The organism is Paenarthrobacter sp. TA1.8 (assembly GCF_048595705.1).
Taxonomy (GTDB): domain Bacteria; phylum Actinomycetota; class Actinomycetes; order Actinomycetales; family Micrococcaceae; genus Arthrobacter; species Arthrobacter nitroguajacolicus.
Map to the genome: position 1 here is coordinate 2,060,361 of NZ_CP184287.1, position 18,024 is coordinate 2,078,384.

Genomic DNA, 18,024 nt, shown 5'->3' on the forward strand with positions numbered 1-18,024 from the left:
CAAATCGTTCAACGAATTTGTGGGACTACGCAGAAAGCGCAGTTTCTGAGGACACTTGGCGCAGTCTGCCAGTGCCCGGTTTGCTCGAAGTGGACTCTGGCTGAGTCACCAGCACATGGGGCCTATCTGGGCCGACACCGGAAGATGTCGCCAGCGACCGTTCGAGACACGTGGCGATTGGCGCCAACGTCGGCAAATGCCATCGGTGAGAGAATCCGTGTGGCGAGTACAACTCTTCGCCACACGGTGCACTGTCCTTCGTAAAACGTACTAGCTAGCGCAAGATTGACCAGATTGCCTTCTCCCTTTCTGATAGCCGCCTAATAACATTTGTGCCATGCGGGACAACATCTCGACGACCGTCGACGGAAGAATAAGATCCAGTGCTGCTGATTCATAAGACGCTATCGCCTTCAACATGCGTGGCGTCGAGGAAGCTCTTGCGCTCTCCATCTGGGAAAAGCCCTCCGAAGGTCTGTAACCAAACGTTGCGGATCAAGCTACTGCCTCCGCAACGAATTCATTCTTGAAATGTTAGGAATCACTTTGAAAACAATCTTGGTACTGGGCGCGACCGGCAAGACAGGTCGGCACCTCGTTCCCGCTCTGCTCGATCGAGGGCTCGGTGTGCGGGCAGCAACTCGCAACCCTGCAGCCTACGATGGTGCCCAAGGAGCAATCCCGGTGCTCTTCGATTGGAGCGACAAGGGGTCTTGGGCCGCAGCTCTCGACGGCGCCGATGGTGTTTACCTCATCAAGCCGGAGGGTGGCGGTGTCGCTGTTCTAGTGAGCGAGTTTCTTGCTCTCATGACCCAGACTGGAGCCTCGCGTCTGGTGCTTCACTCGGAGGTCGCTGCGGAGTTCCGCTCCGACGCCGACGAGGAGCGGCGTGTTGAGGTGGTCGTCGAGCAGTCTGACCTCGACTGGACCATAATTCGACCCAACTGGTTCGTGCAGGATCTGGCTGACGAGCACTTCTTTGCCGGCATGATCCGCGATCAAGGCATATTGGTCATGACGACCGGTGGCTCCGCTGTATCGTGGATCGACACTAGGGATATCGCGGCGACGGCCGTCGAACTACTCTTGGACTCCAGCCTCTGCCGGCGTGAGGCGGTCACCTTGACCGGGCCGGAAGCCCTAACGCTCGATGGGCTGGCAGAGAGGCTCAGGGCGTTGACCGGCCGCCAGACCGTCCCCATTGAGGAAACGTTGAGCCAGGCCGAAGAACGGATGAGACGCGACAACCTTCCCGAAGAGTACGTCGCGTACCTGACACGGCTCAACATCAGTATCATCAATGGTCATACGTCGAAGCTAACAGATACTGTCGAGCGACTAACGGGCCGGCGGCCTCGCCCCGTCGATGACTTCTTGGCTGAGTGCTCCCTACGCCAGATTCAGGACGGGGAGACCTCCAGCGACATCATTCGGTCCAATGAGGCTTTGTTCCGCAAGCAGATCGAGGCGTGGGCGGGCGACGATATCGACAAGTTGGTCACCTGCTATAACGACGACATGGTCTACGTGGATATGCCCTTCCTGGATCAGCCAGTGCATGGGATCGAAGCTTTCCGAACCCACATGATCGACTACAACGGCCAATTCGACCGGTCGGACTTTAAGGCTGAAATTCTCACACTCGTCGCCAATGAAACCCACGTTGTCGGAGAGCTACTAAGCACGGCTCGGTACATCGGTCCTGGAGCACCTGCGGGTGGAGTCCTCGTTAGCTGGCATGCCACGCTTTTCGACACCATCGTGGACGGCAAGATCAGCTCGGAGAAGGCCTACTTCGATCCCTCGACTTTTGAGAAGGCCATCGGCCGAGAGTCTTCTTGAGAGTTCTTATGCAAGTGTTGACCGCCCATCGGGGTCAGTACGAAATTGATCGGGGGAAACACATCCAAGGTCGCTGAGAAGTCGGACCATTCTAGTTTGGTGCGGACGAACCCTTGACGTTGTCCTGCGCTGCGCTCCGGAGGCTGGTGAAGCTCTCCTCCGGAGCGCAGCTCGACGGACCCGGCCTGACTCTTCCAGTTTCGTGCATCGTGTTGTCCGTTAAAGCTAGGTGCACCTAAGGTTAGGCGTTCGTAGTCAATGGGACTATCACAGGGCGCTGCAGCCCAAAGCCCGCATGGAACAGGGGATCCGCCGTGTCGAAGGGCACGTCTTCCCGGGAGGCCTCGACTTCGGCCATCGATGAGGGGAGGTCAAAAGGTAAGGTTCCAGTTATCGGACTGCGCCCGGTCAGGGCATCGCACAATACTCTGTCACTTGCACCGAACTCACCAATCATGACTGTTGCGAGGCCTATAAATGGAGTGAGCACCGCGGGGCGTTCCAGGTAGACAACGAGGTATACCGGGGCCTGCTGGGCGTAACTGTTGACGCGTTCGACGGTCTCAGGAGGGAATTCGAGCGTACCTCCATGGAAGAAGTCACCGAGGGAGCCACGGCCTGGTTCGAACGGAGCGTCGAGTTTTACAAGGATGGCGTCGGCAGTCCCCGGGTCGTCAGTTATCACCAGTTCCTCGGTGATATCTTGGGCGGCTAATCCGTCGAGGTGCACCCGCGTTCCCGCAGTCAGCGGCAATGCTGCTTTGTCGGCTGAAAGCAGTACGAGCGAAGCGCGTTGGGCTGCGATCCCGCGTTCCATGAAGGTCGCGGATCCGCACACCGAGTGTGCGTTCCTGAGGTCGACCCGCCGGTTTTCGAAGACACCAAGTCGGAACTTCTCACTCAGGAGTCGACGAGCAGACTGGTCTATGCGAGCCTCGGAGATGCGGCCTGAATCGACGAGTTCCTCTATCAGCTTCGGATTCCGGTCGCCGCCGAATTGATCGACGCCGACATCAATTGCAATGGCAGCTCGCTCCTTCGAGTCGAGGTGTTCGAGACCCCACCCGTTGGGGCCGAACATGAGACCACCTATGTGCTCAGCCTCAAGTAGATTCCAGTCAGTCAGCACTATTCCGTCGAAGCTGAGTTCCCGCCGCAGGATGTCGCGGACGACGGGGCCGTTGAATGCGAAACCAACCTCATCCCAGGATGTCCCAACGGGCTTGCCGTAGTAGGTCATGACCTGCGACGCTCCAGCGGCGAAGGCCCGTCGAAATGGCATCAAGTGTAAGTTTTGCATACCACCCGGGTACACCTGCTCCGGGTAGCGGCGGTCGTGCGCGTCGTCCCCTTTGAGTTGCGGACCAGCTCCCGGGAAGTGTTTTATGACGGTGGCCACTGATTGCGGATTAATGTGCTTGCCGCCTCGCAACCCTTCGATGAACGCCACAGTTAGCGCCGCAACCTGCTCTGGATCTTCGCCAAAGGTGCCAGAACCACGGGACCAGCGAGGTTCGCTGAAAATATCGGCCATCGGTCCGAGAAGCACCCGGATACCCATCGCTAGCAGTTCTTGGCGCATCGTATCCGCGTAGGCGTGAACGGACCTTACCTCGCCGATCGCTGCCATGCCCGTCATCTCCGGCCAGTGCGAGAGCCTGCCGAGGGCCTGACCCGTAAAGGGATTGCTCCGAAAGCCATGGCGAGGGTCAGTTGAGACAGTCACAGGGATACCGAGCCGGGTACCTTCCGCGATCTCCTGCAGCGTGTTGTGCCACTCTGCCACTACGAGTGAGTCTTGTCCGCCCAGCACGTTGAAGTGGTTGATGCCCAAGTTACCTACATATAGGTCGGCCGCAGAAAGAGCGTCTGCGTGCGTCAAATCAACTCCACCCGGGCTGGTGGAAGGGTGGAACATCAGAGCCGCCTTCTCCGCGACAGTCATCCGGCGGAGGAGATCTTCGACGCGGAGTTCGACAGGAAGGGAAGGATCGCGGTAGTCATTCATAATGGGCCTGTTCAGCGAGTAGAGCGAATGAAAAATAGGGGAATGATGCCTAAGAGCGTCAGCGCCGCACCCGCGGTCAGTAACGCGGCGTAGTTTGCGTCTCCTCCTCCCACCCCGAGAAGCATTGGCGCGATGAATGGCATCACAGAAAATGGCAGGGTGAAGGCGATGTTGGTCACCCCGAGGTCGCGTGCCGCGGTGTTGGGATCGTTCATGGTGGCCACAGCGAACCCGATGTAGCCCCCATAGAGCATGCCGCCAGCAACGCCGCTAACAATGGAGATGCCTATGAGGAACGGCACCAGGCCGTCAGCGAAGATGATGACAAGAGTGCCTGTCGCCATGATCAGGGCGGTCGAGCCCAGAACAACCTTGCGCCGACCAGTGCGGTCGTTGAGCCATCCGGCGACGGGTGCGAAAATCACAGCCAAAATCCCCGGGATCACGTAGGCCAGTGTGATCACGCCTGGAAGCGCCTCTGCTGGGACGGCTATCCGGTCCTGTAACAAGTAAACGGTGTATGTCGAAACGACACCCCATGAGCAAGTGGTTAGGAACATTGCAACAAGGAACCGGCTAAAGTCCGGCGACTTGTGGGGGCTGACGTAGAAACTGCCGAGGAACTCTTTGAGGCTGAACGGAGCGATGTCGCCGACTGCAGGAGTATCGTCGCGCATCATCGCAAGCAAAATCGAGCAGAACACGACGGCGACCGCGACAGGTAGGCCGAATTGAGCGAGGGTATTTGAGGGAAACCATTGCACGAAGAACACCCCGACGAGCATCGCCGCTGATGAGGCCATGCCGGACAGGGCTCCGATCAACCCCTGCTGCTTCTCAGGGATGCGGTCAGCAACGATCGCCAAAGAGGAGGCAATCGCTGCATTCACGAAAGCCTGCATGATGATCCAGCCGATCAGCAACAGTGGCATGCTGTCGCTGACCCCGATGACCACAGCCCCGGCAATGGTGCCGGAGATACCCACCACGATCCAGGGCCGGCGGCGCCCGAAGCGGCTTCGGGTCCGATCGCTCAGTCGCCCGAACAACGGATTCGCCAGCAGAGCGGTGAGAGTCCCAATGCCTGCCGCCATTGAATAACTCGTCGCTTTGCCCTCGGGGTCAAGCTCTCCAATTCTTAGCGCGAGTGTCACCGAGGCGGGCAGGTTGATTGACATCCAAATGCCAAACAAAGCAAGTACATAAATGACGACGAACGAAGGTCTAACACGCTGCGGCTGGCTCGTTGGCGTGTCCGTGCCGCTAGCACTAACAGGTAATGACATGGCTGTTCCTCATCGTTGAGAGAGTAGATAGTAAAGACTTTCGGTAACGCTACCGGTAACGTTACCGGAAACGCTTCCGATAGACTAGACCCAGCAGGCGGAAAGGGGCAAGTGACCCCGAAAAACGGAGAGGATGAAATGCAATGCCACGAAGAGTGACCTTGGCCGATGTGTCCCGTGCGGCCGGAGTCGGGGTTGCCACGGTCTCGAGGGCATTAGGAGACCACCCGGACGTGAGCCAGGCGACTCGAGAAAGAATCCGCGACATGGCCCGGACTCTTGGGTACCGCCCCTCCGCTAGCGCGCGTGCACTGCGGAGCGGGGACTACCGCGCCCTCAGCGTGATCGTGCCAGATGCTGGCTGGGGTTGGTGGGAACCTGTTGTCCGCGCTGCGTTCAAGGCCGCTGCCAGCGAGGGATACCAACTCATGGCACATCCTGTTGCAGGGACGGAAGGCGGCGCCGCAGCCATCGTCGAGGCTCTGGTCAACGTGCCGACCGACGGGGTAATTGTCATTGGGGTGCCGGACCAACAGGGTGTGCGTGCGGCCTGCGACAACATTGCCTTACCTGCTGTGGCAATTGATGACACCAACCGCGATGTCCGATTCCCCACGATTTCAGCGAAGAATCGGCAAGGCGCTCAGCTGGCCGTCCAGCATCTGATCGATCAAGGATGCCGTTCGATTGGGCTCATACGTCCGAACATGGAAGCGGAAAAGGCCGACTGGGGCGATGGTCTTTTTATTGACCAGCGCACTTTGGGCTACCAGGACGCCCTGTCCGCGGCCGGGATAGCTGTCGACAACGCGTTGGTCATCGACTGTGCGGATCCCTTCAACGAATCCCAAGAGCACTGGTCTGGGCTCGAAGCCGTTTTGTCGAGTGGCCGAAAAGTCGATGGATTGTTCTGCGTCGCGGACGCCATGGCCGCACCCGCCTTGCGAACGCTACGCGCACGGGGCTTGAACGTTCCCCGAGACGTGGCCATCATTGGATTCGATGATGAGCGCGCGGCGCTCCTAGTAGACCCACAACTTACGACGATCCGCCAGCCGTACGCTGAAATGGGCAACTTTGCGGTCGAGTTACTGCTGCGCATGATTCAAGGAGAGGATGTCGGCCGCCATCGATACGAGTTCAACACTGAGCTCATCCAACGCTGCTCCACATTCACGGACGCCGTCGTCCCTGCTGGTGAACTATAAGCGCCTAGTGAAGTTGGCGAGTGGTCAGGAGGACACATCGCGCTCATCGCGTTGTTCGGTGTATCCGTAGGGGACAGATTCGTTCAGTTCGACCCTGAAGCGTCCGCCCGCGAGCCGGGTTACGAGGATGCCGTAGAGCTGGCGCTGGAGGGCGACCTCCATGATCCGCTCGACTGCCGTGTTGAGGCAGTCGTCCATGGCTGATCTGTTGTCTACTCTTATTTCGATGTGAGCTTCAACCTGGCGTTTCCGATCTCCTCCCGAGGTCACCTCAGTGAATCCATCGTCTTTCGCTCTTTCCAGTAGTGGTAATCCGGTTTGCCTTGTCGAGGCAACTGTTTGGAGCACGCTAGCAGTTGTGGCTCGGGCCCCAGCCTGCCGTGGGCGGCCGACTTCTTGATTTTGCATTTTCCGCCCAGACGGTTCCAAACACTTCGTGTGGTCATCCACGGAGTCTCCTTTGATGTCACAATCGACTTTCCTTGCGAAGCGATCCCGAGTACAGAGCCCCCGCCACCGCTCTGCCCTAAGGCACATATGTGAAGTGCGCCTGCCCGCACACGGGGCCTGCCCCGGCGCACCACTTCCACAGCTGAGGCTCTAAACCCAGGATGTGGGGTCCAACGCCGTTATTCCGGACGTGACGAGATCAACCTTCTTGCCTCGATAGCGAAGATCGTCCGCTCTAATAATTGCGGTTCGAACAAGTTGACCGCCAAAGAATCGGAAGGGCTCTGGGGGCAACCTGCCTGAAGGCAAACGGGTGAGAGCGCTTTCGCTCCACTCATCCTTCTGGTCGGTGGCCAGGCTCGCGAGGATGCGTGCGCCCAACCGTGACGGCCCGACTCCGTCGCCTGAGTAGCCTGTTCCTACAAAAACACGAGGGTTATTGGGGTCGGCCACGAAGAAGGGTAGCGAGCTCATTGAATATTCAACCGGGGCCCGCCAAGTGTTGATGATGGGGGCATGCGCCAGGGACGGAAATGTTTGCTCGAAGTTCTGACGCAAGAGCTTGAGATTGGGTACTTCGCCGAAAAGGGAGGATGACCCCTGATTGCGAAATCCCAGACCAACCCCGCCCTTGCCGAAAAGTAGTGCTCCATCCGGCGTGCTGCGCCAGTAGTTGAGAAGCCTTCGGGAGTCAGAAACACCCACTTTGGATTCCGCGTTGGAGCCCGCGGAGGACGCTCCTGGTACGACAACCATGTTGTCGCTTGCAGTAGTGATGAGATGACGCCGCGCCCACGATAGATTGCTCGTCCACGCGTTGATGGCAAGAACAACTGAATCGGCGGTGACTCGAGCGTGCTCTGTCTCTACGATTGGGCGACCTCTGCCCGAGATGGATCGAACAGGGGAGTGTTCGTATATTTCCACACCCAGTTTGCGCGCGACGCGCCGCAATCCCAATGCCAGTGCTGCTGGCTGAACAGTTGCCGACGTTGGATCGAGAACGCCGGCTCGGACAGCCTGGCCCCCGAGACGCTGTGCTTCCTCAGCAGAGAGCCGGTGAAAGGGCTGGTTTGCAATTCCGTCGAGTGCCAGGAGAGTTTCTTCCCAGGAATCGTCTTGGTCGGGGCTCGTCGACGCCCAGAGCCATCCGGCCCGTTCGAAATTTGCCTCGATTTTGTGTTCGTTGACAAATTCCTCGATGTCCCCAATGGCGCGACTCGTCTCGCCCGCAATGCGGATGGCTTCGTCTCGGCCAGCGTGGGAGACCAGCGCCGAGAATTTAGGCCATAAGTTCATTACGAAGCCTGCGTTGGTTCCGCTTGCCCCACTACCGCAAACCTGCGCCTCAAGAACGACGATGCGCATGCTGGGGTCTCTCTGGATGAGTTCAATGGCAGTCCATAACCCCGTGTACCCTCCGCCGATGATGCATACATCGGCTTGGCATGAGGTGCGCAGGGACTGGCTTTCAGGTTGCGTCGATGCAAGAGCACCTGCCAACCAGTACGACGATTGGCTTCGTGTACTGGGAATAGATTGGAACTGCATCACAAGTGGCCTCTCGTATCTCCTGTGGGTCTTAGCCGACGGTATAACGCGGGCGGGGAGAGATCCCGCTCTGAATATATGCATTTCCAATCAGTGCTTATGACTTCGCGTAGTTCTCGGACTTGGCCGTTCGCGGAATGCCACCCATATAGAAGAACGGATCAGGCAAGTGTCCACGCCATTCGAGGACCTGCCGGTAGCGCATGCCCTACAGGAATGCAAGGGGGGTCGGAACCCTAGGAGACAGGTGACTATGACGATGTCGTCTAAAGACTGTCCAACGGCCATGCAGCACACTTAGGAACCACAGCTGGTCCGGGGGAGTGCCATACAAAGGATGGGCTCCGGTGGCCGAAACCCGATCGATATCAGGAGCAGGAATGGAATTTGAAGAAGCGCAGGCGCGAGTGACGTTTCCCGCACCGGGCGAAGAAGTCTATCTTCCACCCGGTGGCGTAGATCCGGATTTTTTCATTCCGGCGGAATGGCAACGCGGAGAACGCCGCTGGAAGCGTTTGGTTCAGAGGCTCAGAAGGCGTCTGCGTCTCCGCCAGCGTCCGCGTCCGCGTTAAGTCATCGGCACTCGGCTTCCGGCCGTACGGTTTTTCCAATGTCCCATGATGCAAGTGGCCGGCTCTTCACGCACGCACACCCAGCGTCGCCAAAGTGGGCGCAGGCAAGACCGACCTTGTTGTCCCTGTTGCGACCTAGGCAAGCGGTGAGATAGCCCGTCTACCGAAGAGTCGGATAAACGGGGCGTAGCTGTTACCTAGTTCAGTAGTACAACCGCGGGACAACAACTGTGATTCTGTCGGAAGCGCTCTACAGCGTTCTACAGCATTGACGAACTGCACACCAGTTCGGGCTGGTGCCGCCCTCACCCTTCGCATCCGCACCGCCCGCCGCTGAACCACTACCCGGTTTGTCCCATACATTCTAAGGAAACGCAGTGTCCGATCCTTCGACAATTCACACCGCGCAACGCGACCAGTCAAGTGCCCATCTAGAGACCGGTCAACTGGGGCGGGTGCAATTAGTGTCCCTAACCGTAGCCTCATACATCCCCGCAGTGGGTATGGCCCTCGTTCCTCTGCTCTTATTTGCGCCAGGCGGGAAAACGGCGTGGACCGCCGCGCTTACGTCTGCCCTCGCCGTGATCTGTGTCGGCATATCCGTAATCTCGTTTGCCCGGCGCTTCGTAGCCACAGGGTCAATCTACTCGTACATCGGAGAGGTCTTCGGCCCGTGGGCTCAGAAGCTTGCTGCGGCTGCGCTTGTCATTGGCATGGTCACTCAGGTGTCCGGCATCTCCGCGATCGTTGGAATCTTCGGCGGCAGTTTCCTGAGCGGTCTAGGTGTCGAATGGGCACTGGCATCGGCTCCGCAGATCGCAATCCAGGTCCTTGCAACTTCGATCGCCTCATTTGTGGCATTCAGAGGTCTTGATACCTCCGTTCGAATCGCGGTAACTCTCGCGGTGCTGTCCATCCCGCTGGTCCTGCTCATCACCGGAGTAAGTGCGGCCCATACCGGGCTCCAGTTGGACCAGCAGCTGGACTTCAGTGAATTCAGTTTGTCCGGAACTCTACAAGGGGTAGCTGCCGGAGCGGCGTTCTTGGTGGGCTTTGAGAGCTGTGCCTCTTTGGCGGCCGAAACTCGGGATCCGAAACGAAACGTACCGGTAGCCGTCATGGCCGTTCCGGTGCTTCTGGGTGCGCTATACCTTGTAACCACCGTTCTGCAAGTGCCCGGTTTGATGGCCTCTTCGGAGCTTCTGGCAGAAGGCGTGTCTGCTCCGGCGGCACTGGCAATTACGTCAGGCCTGGGGACTGGCGTTGCCGGGGTCACAGACCTGGTCCTGGCGATAGCGTCATTTGGATCTCTCATCGCATTCATGAACTATGGCTCCCGGCTCGTCATGACAATTGGAGCGGAGGGCCTGCTGCCAGCGAGGACGGCTGCGGTGCACCCCCGCTACCACAGCCCACACGTTTCGATCCTTTTGCTGGCAATACTAAGCATGGCGACCATGACCGCCTTGGTCCTCGTCACCCCGGACATATTCACCGCATACAACCTCAACGCCACCCTCGTCGTCTTCGCCTGGGTGCTTCCCTACTTACTTGTCACCGCAGGAGCCGTAAAGCTAGCCCGAAGAAGCAAAGGCTTCGTTGCCATGGTTATCGTCTCCGTGCTGGGATTTGCGGGAATGGCGTGGCTGTACGTAAATGCGCTGATCAATCCACCGCCGGCGCCGCTCGACTCAATTACTTGGGTGGCGCCCGTTGCTATCCTGCTGGTACTTATCGCCTTTCAACTTTCCAGTCGCCGCAAAGCTAAACGAGCCGGTTCCCTTGAACCGTAGCCACCCTGAGTCTGATAGCTAGTCGATAAATAGTCCCACCCGAACTCGTGGTACAACCGCGCCGGTCGTTGAAAGCTGATACTGCAGCGACCGGCCGGAAGTGCCGACGAAATGCCGGATGCCGGCTGATCAGATGACGATTGGACGGCATGGACCATCCCACACGATCAATCCGTTGTTACGGTGTGCAGCCGCGCGGTCGTCACTACTGAAGTGATACGCGAGTCTTCTCGTCGTTGTACTCTGCTGATTCCTCTCGTTGGGCCATACTGGTCGTTGCTGCTGGAGGACGCGTAGCCCAGTGGGAGGGTTTGTCCACGTCCGTGTCGATTTTCTCTTGAGGGCAGTATGAGAGTTGTTCTCCTCGCCTCTGTTCGTCTGATTTCTACAGTCAACTCACAGGAAGCCAGAATCCCTGATCAACAGGACGGGTAGATCAAGGTTGCCGCTGCCTTAACGACGAAGTAGGCCTCAGTCCCGGGAAGTAAGTCGAGCTCCGCGGACGCTGCCGGTGTAATGTCCGCTGAAAGATGGCCGGCCCTGACCCGGATCTGATCGCCGCGGGGTTCTAGGTCCGTGATGGTGACTTTGAACGTGTTTCTGGGGCTGCCGTGGTCAACAGTGAGGTAAACGGAAACAGCGGAGGGCGGGAAGGCTGCGGCGCCGGGGTTGCCGGGGAGGGCTGCGTCTTCGCGGTATCCGGCCACTGCCAGGCCCTCATTTGTCGTAAGGCCGAACTCGGTGATTGTTCCGGTGAGGAGGTTCAGGCCGGACAACCCTGCTGCGAATCGGCTGCGGGGTTTTTCGAGTACGTCGCGGGTGCGGCCTTGTTCTGCGATGTGGCCGTTTTCGATGACGATGACGCGGTCGGCGAGGATTAAGGCGTCGAGGACGTCGTGGGTGATGATGATGGCATTGCGGCCGGTAAGGACCCTCTTGATGAGGCGCCGGAGCAAGAGGGCGGCGTGGATGTCGAGGGCGGCCATCGGTTCGTCGAGGAGGAGTAGTTTTGGGTCGGCGGCCAGCGCGCGGGCCACTGCGACGCGCTGGGCTTGGCCGCCGGAGAGCTGGCCAGGTCGTCGCTGGGCGAACTCGGTGGCGTCGACTTCGTCCAGCCAGTGCAGGGCTGTTTGGCGCGCATCGTGGCGGGAGGCGCCTGCTGCGCGGGGTCCGAAGGCGACGTTCTCCAGGACGCTCATGTGAGGAAAAAGCAAAGGCTCTTGGGCCAGGAGGGCGGTGCCCCTTCTGTGCGGGGGCGTGAACTGGTCGGAGTCGATGTCGAACAGCGTTGCGTCGCTGAGCTCGGCGTAACCGGTGTCGGGCCGCAGCAGTCCGGAGATGATGCCCAGCAGGGTGGATTTCCCGGCGCCGTTGGGGCCGAGGACGGCGACGGTCTCGCCCGGTCCGAGACTGAGGGTGATATCGAAGTTTCGGGCGCGCAGGGCAGCGTTCAGGTTGAAGGTCATGTGGTGCTGGCTTCCGTCGTGGGCTGCTTGGGAGAACGGCTGAAGGAAAGCCCGACGACGGCGACGGCCACCGCGACCAGGAGGAGCGAGAGGGCGACGGCGGCATCGGCGTCGGTTTCGCGTTGCAGGTAGATTTCCAGTGGTAGCGTCCGGGTGACGCCCTCCAGGCTCCCTGCGAAGGTGAGGGTGGCGCCGAATTCACCCAAGCAGCGGGCGAAGGACAGGACAGCGCCCGAGGCGAGCCCTGGCAGGACGAGCGGAATGCTCACCCGTCTCAGGACGGTGGCGGGGCGGGCGCCCAGTGTGGCAGCGACGGCCTCGTATTTGGTTCCGGCCGTGCGTAAGGCACCTTCGAGGCTGACCACTAGGAACGGGAGGGCGACAAAGGTTTGGGCGAGCACGACGGCGGCCGTGGAGAACGCGATCTGGATCCCTCCCAGCTCGAGTGATTTTCCAAGGACTCCTTGCCTGCCGAACGTGTAGAGCAGAGCGATGCCGCCCACGACCGGGGGCAGCACCAAGGGTAAGAGCACGAATGCCCGGAGGAGGCGCTGCCCGCGAAAATTCCCGCGCGCGAGAATGAGCGCGAGCGGGACCCCAAGGACAACGCACAAGGCGGTGCTGGCCGTAGAGGTACGCAGGCTCAGCCCCAGGGCGGTCAAGGAAGACTCAGAGGTGACAAGGGCGACGAACTGGATCCAGTTGACCTTGGTAACCATGGCTGCCAGCGGCAGCAGAATAAACAGTGCTCCTGCTGCGGCGATGGCATAAACCCACGGTGGGATGCCGGTGTACCCGGTTCTAGTGAGTGAGGGCATCCGCGAAATTAGGGGGTGCCAAAGCCCGCGTCGGTCAGAACCTTCTTGCCCGCTGCGCCGGTAACTGCAGCGATGAACGCTTGGGCCACATCCTTGTTCTGGGTGGCGCCCACCGTGGCGACCGGGTAGGTGTTGACGGCATTGTCCGATTCGGTGAACGGGATGCCCTTCACCTTGTCGCCGGCGGTCTTGACGTCCGAAACGTAGACCAGTCCTGCGTCGGCTTCCTGGGAGGTGACTTTGCCCAGGACATCGCTTACTGAAGACTCTTCGCTGACGGGGGTCAACGTGGTGCCGGCGGCCATCTGGATGGTCTCGGTGGCTGAACCGCATGGGACCTCCGGTGCGCACACGACGACTTTGACGCCGGGCTTTGAAAGATCCGCGAAGGAGCTGATGCTGGCAGGGTTGGACGGTGGGACCGCGATTTGGAGAACGTTCGTGGCGAAGTTCGTTGGGGTTCCATCTATGAGCTTGGCATCGATGAGTTTGGTCATGTTCTTGGTGTCGGCTGAGGCGAAGACGTCAGCCGGGGCGCCCTGAGTGATCTGGGTGACCAAGTCCGAAGATCCGGCAAAGTTCAGCGTGACCTTCGTGCCGGGGTTCGCGGCCTCGAAGTCCGCAGCGATCTTCGTAAAGGTGGACTTCAGGGAAGCTGCAGCGAACACGGTCACTGTTCCGGAAAGCGTGGTGGACTCGGTCGAACGGGTCGTGCCTGTTGCTGCCGGGGCGGCATTGCCCCCGCCACAGCCTGCCAAGCCAGCAGCGAGAGCGCCAATAGCCAGCAGAATTGTGATGTTCTTACAAGCGATCTTCATATGGCTCTTTCTCAGTGTGTTTCGAGGATGCGGGAGTGGGCGAGGCGGCTTCGGGACAACGTTCAGGTGTCACGAGAAAAATGGTGAGCGAGAGCAGCCACACAGACAGAATCTCTACGGGTTGGATCGCCCCGCCTCATAGGGTTGCATAGGCTGTTTAACCGCCGGCGCCTACCCATTCCACGGTGCCATCTGAGAAGAATTGTTCCTTCCAGATTGGAACTTCCTTTTTGATACGGTCAACGAGGTCTGAACATATGGCAAAAGCTTCCGCACGGTGTCCCGCCGCCACCGCGCAGACAAGAGCCGGGTCGCCGATTCTCAAAGCACCGATACGGTGTGCTGCCCAAATCTGCACTGCGGCGCGACTGTCGAGTCCACCCGGCAGCGAGAATTCTGCCGCGACCCTTTTTACGACATCCTCAAGTACTTGCTGCGCCGAGGGATGAGCCGTGTAACTTAGGCGATCAACGTCCTTATCGCGGTCGTGGTTACGGACTACCCCACTGAAACTGACTACCGCCCCGGACGTATCAGACTCGACGGCCTTGATGGCCACATCTACGGAAATGGGTTGGTCGCTGAGTACCGCCTGGAACACGCTCGGGGTTTGCGGTATCGCTTGGCGCTGGGTGACGAGTTTCTGGTTGCTTACGTGTTTTTGGGTTTCGGCGTGCATATCAGTTCCTTGGCAGCGATTGTGTGGTCACAGCGTCCAACTCCCGCTCTTCCCGCCGCTTTTGGCGAGCACCTTGATATCGGACAGGATGGCGTGCTTATCCACGGCTTTGATCATGTCGTACACGCTGAGGGCGGCCACTGTCACAGCAGTCAAGGCCTCCATCTCGACGCCTGTAACCCCGCGAGTTTTCACGGTCGCAAGTAGGTTTATAGCTTTGGGGAGGAGCTCGAAGTCGATGGTCACTTTTGATAGAGGGAGGGGATGGCAAAGTGGAACTAATTCTGACGTCTTCTTGGCAGCCATGATGCCGGCCACCCGAGCCACTCCCAACGCATCTCCCTTCGGCAGTTCGTCCGAAGTCAAGAGCGCCAAAACCCTTCGAGTCGTTCGGACCGTTGCGATGGCTGTCGACTCCCGTATGGTTTTTGCCTTCTCGGAAACGTCCACCATTTGGGCCGTACCATCGGTCCGGAGGTGAGTAAAACGCTCAGAAGTATCGAGGGGATCTATATCACCCATACTTCTACCTCCTCGCCCTCTGCTAATTCCGAAACTCCGGCAGGAATGTGGACGAGGACGTGTGATCGTGCAAGTGCCCCTAGTAGGTGGGAGCCTTCGCCACCTTCCAACCTGACGGTACCGTTCTGCAACAGCACACCCCGCCTCACCTGATGCTTCCTCGGAGGTGATGTCAAAGCGTGGGACAGTTGGGTCCTATAGGTGGCCCTGGGTTTCGGTGTGCCGAATAATTCGCCGAGGAGCGGGCGCAGGAACATCTCAAAGGAGATTAGACAGCTGACCGGGTTCCCCGGAAAAGCAAGAATCGGGATGCCATCGAAGGTACCAAGCCCCTGGGGACCGCCCGGTTGGATTTCCACATGGGAGAACTCAACTGGATGATCCAGCATGGTTTGCCGGACCACCTCGTAAGCGCCCTTACTCACGCCGCCAGTGGTGACTATGAGATCGACATGAGAGGCATGTTGTTTCAAAAGCTCCGAGAGGACGCCCGGTTCGTCTCGGATGATGCCCGCCCTGACTACATCAAGTCCAGCCTCCCGCATGGAGGCCTCTAGCAAGGTGTTGTTGGCATCGTAGATTTTGCCGGGAGCACGCCTGTCTCCGGGTTCAACAACTTCATCGCCGGTGGTGACGAGGAGTACGGTCACCTTTTGGTGAACTGTAACCTCTGTCACGCCAAGGGCTGAGAGCAGCCCCAGTTGACGCGGTCCAAGATGCGTTCCGAAAGCCAAAACGCAGTCGCCTTCTGCAACGTCGCTGCCCCGTCGGCGAACAAAGGACCCCGCCGCGGTCGAAGGCAGTGTCACCGTTGCCAGCGCTCCTGGTGGGGGGAATATATGAGGTACGGCCCATTCAATGGGGATCACAGCGTTAGCCCCTGCCGGCATCATGGCGCCCGTCATTATAGGAGCGGCAACTCCTGGCACCAATGGTTCCGGAACCGCGCCAGCAGGGCCGGGTGCTCCCACACGCAATGCGCCGTGTCCGTCTGTCAGATCCTGCGACCGGACAGCAAAACCGTCCATCTGTGAGTTATCGAAGGGTGGCAGGTCCATTGGGGCAAGAATGGTCTCCGCCAATCCGCGTCCCAGCGCATCCATGACGGGCACTCTTTCATGTCGTGGCGTGGACAACAGCGGTTGCAGTACGTCTCGAACTGCTCGGACGTGCCTGGAGACGTTGCGGTTCTCTTCCGTCGTAGGCTGCTTTTCGATTGTTCGCGGACTGGGACCGTTGTGAACCAACGGGGTCAGCTGCTTTTCATTGCTCTGCATGTTCCTGCCTTCAGGAAGGGCGGTTTGGGGCTAAGGTAGATGCTTTTCTTGCTATTCCGATGGCGGATGCTTTAGAAGAGCTGCTCGGGCGCAGGGTGTTCAGCCACCGCAGCGCTGGTCGTTTGCCCGCGCATCGGCCACCGCACCACGTGTTGACCTGGGAACCCAGCCCATTCCATCAGGCGAGCTGCGTCTCCTGATATAGCTCCTTGCCACAATCCGGCGCGGCAATTGTTCGGATTTGCACAAATGGTGGATCTTAGGTTTGACGTAGCCTGAAATTATGAATGTTCAGTTAGGCATACCGAGATACCAGGAGGCAACAACCTCAGCGCCGAGCGGTCGTCCCTCGGGCGATGGCTCCGGTCTCGTTGATCGTTACGGACGCCGGGCCACGGATATGCGGCTATCCCTGACTGACAAATGCAACCTCCGCTGTACATACTGCATGCCGGCGGAAGGCCTGCAATGGCTCAACAAGCAGGCGATCATGACTGCAGACGAGATTATTCGGATCGTTCGTATAGGTGTTCATTACCTGGGCATCCGTGAGCTGCGGCTGACTGGGGGGGAACCGCTGGTGCGGCACGATCTGGTGGAGATTATTTCTAGGTTGCGGAAAGATCACCCCTCGCTGCCGATATCGATGACCACCAATGGTGTGGGACTCGCCAAGAAGGCGGCGCCCCTCAAAGCCGCCGGGCTGACCAGAGTAAATGTGTCGCTTGATTCCTTACACGAGGAGACCTTTACAAGGTTGACCCGCAGACCGTTCCTGGACCAAGTGCTGGCTGGCGTGGATGCCGCCTGGGATGTGGGCCTCGGCCCGGTCAAACTGAACGCTGTGCTGATGCGAGGCATCAATGATGCGGAAGCTCCAACGCTGCTTAGTTGGGCGTTGGGGCGTGGATACGAGCTGCGCTTCATTGAGCAGATGCCTTTGGACGCGGACCATGGATGGACACGTCGAGACATGATTACCGCTGCCGAAATCCGCGAATTGCTTTCCTCGGATTTTATCCTGAGCCCCAATTCCCAATCCCGTGAAGGGGCGCCGGCTGAACGCTTCGACGTACGACGGCGGGCGGTTGGAACCGGGCGGCTACTGGAGGGGAACGAAGATTCGATACATGGTCCCCCCGTGGGGACTGTCGGCATCATCGCCTCTGTGACAGAGCCGTTCTGCTCGGATTGCCGCCGAACTAGGATCACAGCCGAGGGCAAAATTATGAGTTGCCTCTTCTCTCGGGAAGAATCCGACCTTCTGAGCGTGCTGCGATCAGGAGGCAGCGACGAAGATATCGTGCAACGTTGGCAGGACGCCATGTGGCTCAAGCCGAAGGCTCACGGAATGGACCACGTGGGACTGGATGCTCCGGACTTCGTCCAACCAGAGCGCAGCATGAGCGCCATCGGAGGATGACCCCAATGAAAGTACGCTACTACGCCGCTGCGTCTTCGGCCGCAGGTCTAGGGGAGGAGCACTTCCAGCTGGCCGAAAAGGCCACGGTGGCGGATCTGATCCAAGCAATACTGGCTGTGGAGCGCCCGAAACCTCCCGAGGGCACTCCGCCGCTCCATCAGATCCTGTCGCGGAGCAGCTTCTTGCTTAACGAAACTGTCGTGCGGAACCAGTCAGCTACGGTCAAGGCTGGGGATACGGTTGATGTCCTACCTCCATTTGCTGGCGGATAGCCACTCGATGGTGGTCACGCTAGCGTAAGGCTCTTAATA

General features: G+C 59.1%; 16 protein-coding genes. 6 read left to right on the top strand and 10 right to left on the bottom strand.

The window, feature by feature from the left end; translation table 11 throughout:
* Positions 1 to 546: 546 nt before the first annotated feature.
* A complete protein-coding gene (locus tag ACNAOT_RS09580; protein WP_159734674.1) occupies positions 547 to 1,842 on the top strand; it encodes an NAD(P)H-binding protein in 1,296 nt (431 codons plus the stop codon).
* A 241-nt stretch (positions 1,843 to 2,083) separates the two neighbouring features.
* On the opposite strand, the gene ACNAOT_RS09585 is transcribed toward ACNAOT_RS09580, so the two are convergent.
* Together ACNAOT_RS09585 and ACNAOT_RS09590 are read right to left on the bottom strand one after the other, a co-directional pair.
* On the bottom strand, positions 2,084 to 3,850 hold the full coding sequence (locus ACNAOT_RS09585) for a glycoside hydrolase family 3 protein (protein WP_420180859.1): 1,767 nt from the start codon (positions 3,848 to 3,850) through the stop codon (positions 2,084 to 2,086).
* An 11-nt stretch (positions 3,851 to 3,861) separates the two neighbouring features.
* Complete coding sequence (locus tag ACNAOT_RS09590; RefSeq protein WP_420180860.1) at positions 3,862 to 5,028, bottom strand: MFS transporter; 1,167 nt, start codon at positions 5,026 to 5,028, stop codon at positions 3,862 to 3,864.
* A 251-nt stretch (positions 5,029 to 5,279) separates the two neighbouring features.
* Between ACNAOT_RS09590 and ACNAOT_RS09595 the strand changes: the two genes are divergently transcribed.
* Positions 5,280 to 6,344 carry a LacI family DNA-binding transcriptional regulator gene (locus ACNAOT_RS09595; RefSeq protein WP_420180861.1) on the top strand — a complete coding sequence of 355 codons (1,065 nt, stop codon included), beginning with the start codon at positions 5,280 to 5,282 and terminating at the stop codon, positions 6,342 to 6,344.
* A 24-nt stretch (positions 6,345 to 6,368) separates the two neighbouring features.
* Here ACNAOT_RS09595 and ACNAOT_RS09600 read toward each other — a convergent pair whose 3' ends face one another.
* Together ACNAOT_RS09600 and ACNAOT_RS09605 are read right to left on the bottom strand one after the other, a co-directional pair.
* Entirely contained in the window at positions 6,369 to 6,542 is a 174-nt protein-coding gene (locus tag ACNAOT_RS09600) for a hypothetical protein (RefSeq protein WP_159734670.1), read from the bottom strand.
* A gap of 402 nt (positions 6,543 to 6,944) precedes the next feature.
* Positions 6,945 to 8,429, bottom strand: coding sequence for an NAD(P)/FAD-dependent oxidoreductase (locus ACNAOT_RS09605; RefSeq protein ID WP_420181147.1), 1,485 nt, complete (start codon positions 8,427 to 8,429; stop codon positions 6,945 to 6,947).
* 296 nt (positions 8,430 to 8,725) lie between these two features.
* Here ACNAOT_RS09605 and ACNAOT_RS09610 point away from each other — a divergent pair, with 296 nt between their 5' ends.
* Both ACNAOT_RS09610 and ACNAOT_RS09615 read left to right on the top strand, forming a co-directional pair.
* Entirely contained in the window at positions 8,726 to 8,917 is a 192-nt protein-coding gene (locus ACNAOT_RS09610) for a hypothetical protein (protein ID WP_420180862.1), read from the top strand.
* Positions 8,918 to 9,381: 464 nt separating this feature from the next.
* Positions 9,382 to 10,710: an APC family permease gene (locus ACNAOT_RS09615; RefSeq protein ID WP_420180863.1), complete on the top strand. Its 1,329-nt coding sequence runs from the start codon at positions 9,382 to 9,384 to the stop codon at positions 10,708 to 10,710.
* Between the two features lie 419 nt (positions 10,711 to 11,129).
* Here the strand turns inward: ACNAOT_RS09615 and ACNAOT_RS09620 are convergent, their stop codons facing one another.
* The 6 genes from ACNAOT_RS09620 to glp all read right to left on the bottom strand — a co-directional run bounded on the left by ACNAOT_RS09620 (position 11,130) and on the right by glp (position 16,290).
* Positions 11,130 to 12,176 (bottom strand): sulfate/molybdate ABC transporter ATP-binding protein, encoded by a 1,047-nt coding sequence (locus ACNAOT_RS09620; protein WP_420180864.1) that lies wholly within the window; start codon positions 12,174 to 12,176, stop codon positions 11,130 to 11,132.
* Entirely contained in the window at positions 12,173 to 12,994 is an 822-nt protein-coding gene (locus ACNAOT_RS09625; protein ID WP_420180865.1) for an ABC transporter permease, read from the bottom strand. Before ACNAOT_RS09625 ends, ACNAOT_RS09620 begins: the two co-directional genes overlap by 4 nt.
* Positions 12,995 to 13,002: 8 nt before the next feature.
* Positions 13,003 to 13,812 (bottom strand): molybdate ABC transporter substrate-binding protein, encoded by an 810-nt coding sequence (gene modA / locus ACNAOT_RS09630; protein WP_420180866.1) that lies wholly within the window; start codon positions 13,810 to 13,812, stop codon positions 13,003 to 13,005.
* A gap of 157 nt (positions 13,813 to 13,969) precedes the next feature.
* Positions 13,970 to 14,491, bottom strand: coding sequence for a molybdenum cofactor biosynthesis protein MoaE (locus ACNAOT_RS09635; protein ID WP_420180867.1), 522 nt, complete (start codon positions 14,489 to 14,491; stop codon positions 13,970 to 13,972).
* Between the two features lie 27 nt (positions 14,492 to 14,518).
* Complete coding sequence (moaC, locus tag ACNAOT_RS09640; RefSeq protein ID WP_420180868.1) at positions 14,519 to 15,013, bottom strand: cyclic pyranopterin monophosphate synthase MoaC; 495 nt, start codon at positions 15,011 to 15,013, stop codon at positions 14,519 to 14,521.
* The gene (glp, locus tag ACNAOT_RS09645; RefSeq protein ID WP_420180869.1) at positions 15,001 to 16,290 is read right to left on the bottom strand and encodes a gephyrin-like molybdotransferase Glp; all 1,290 of its coding nucleotides are present in this window, start codon (positions 16,288 to 16,290) and stop codon (positions 15,001 to 15,003) included. Before glp ends, moaC begins: the two co-directional genes overlap by 13 nt.
* A 283-nt stretch (positions 16,291 to 16,573) precedes the next feature.
* Here glp and moaA point away from each other — a divergent pair, with 283 nt between their 5' ends.
* Complete coding sequence (gene moaA / locus ACNAOT_RS09650) at positions 16,574 to 17,713, top strand: GTP 3',8-cyclase MoaA (protein ID WP_420180870.1); 1,140 nt, start codon at positions 16,574 to 16,576, stop codon at positions 17,711 to 17,713.
* A gap of 5 nt (positions 17,714 to 17,718) precedes the next feature.
* Positions 17,719 to 17,985: a MoaD/ThiS family protein gene (locus ACNAOT_RS09655; protein ID WP_420180871.1), complete on the top strand. Its 267-nt coding sequence runs from the start codon at positions 17,719 to 17,721 to the stop codon at positions 17,983 to 17,985.
* Positions 17,986 to 18,024: the final 39 nt, after the last annotated feature.

Coding starts and splice junctions, on each gene's coding strand:
- ACNAOT_RS09585 (WP_420180859.1), bottom strand. CDS start 3,850: ATGAATGACTACCGCGATCCTTCCCTTCCTGTCGAACTCCGCGTCGAA.
- ACNAOT_RS09590 (WP_420180860.1), bottom strand. CDS start 5,028: ATGTCAATCAACCTGCCCGCCTCGGTGACACTCGCGCTAAGAATTGGA.
- ACNAOT_RS09595 (WP_420180861.1), top strand. CDS start 5,280: ATGCCACGAAGAGTGACCTTGGCCGATGTGTCCCGTGCGGCCGGAGTC.
- ACNAOT_RS09600 (WP_159734670.1), bottom strand. CDS start 6,542: ATGGACGACTGCCTCAACACGGCAGTCGAGCGGATCATGGAGGTCGCC.
- ACNAOT_RS09605 (WP_420181147.1), bottom strand. CDS start 8,429: ATGCATATATTCAGAGCGGGATCTCTCCCCGCCCGCGTTATACCGTCG.
- ACNAOT_RS09610 (WP_420180862.1), top strand. CDS start 8,726: ATGGAATTTGAAGAAGCGCAGGCGCGAGTGACGTTTCCCGCACCGGGC.
- ACNAOT_RS09620 (WP_420180864.1), bottom strand. CDS start 12,176: ATGACCTTCAACCTGAACGCTGCCCTGCGCGCCCGAAACTTCGATATC.
- ACNAOT_RS09625 (WP_420180865.1), bottom strand. CDS start 12,994: ATGCCCTCACTCACTAGAACCGGGTACACCGGCATCCCACCGTGGGTT.
- modA (WP_420180866.1), bottom strand. CDS start 13,812: ATGAAGATCGCTTGTAAGAACATCACAATTCTGCTGGCTATTGGCGCT.
- ACNAOT_RS09635 (WP_420180867.1), bottom strand. CDS start 14,491: ATGCACGCCGAAACCCAAAAACACGTAAGCAACCAGAAACTCGTCACC.
- moaC (WP_420180868.1), bottom strand. CDS start 15,013: ATGGGTGATATAGATCCCCTCGATACTTCTGAGCGTTTTACTCACCTC.
- glp (WP_420180869.1), bottom strand. CDS start 16,290: ATGCAGAGCAATGAAAAGCAGCTGACCCCGTTGGTTCACAACGGTCCC.
- moaA (WP_420180870.1), top strand. CDS start 16,574: ATGAATGTTCAGTTAGGCATACCGAGATACCAGGAGGCAACAACCTCA.
- ACNAOT_RS09655 (WP_420180871.1), top strand. CDS start 17,719: ATGAAAGTACGCTACTACGCCGCTGCGTCTTCGGCCGCAGGTCTAGGG.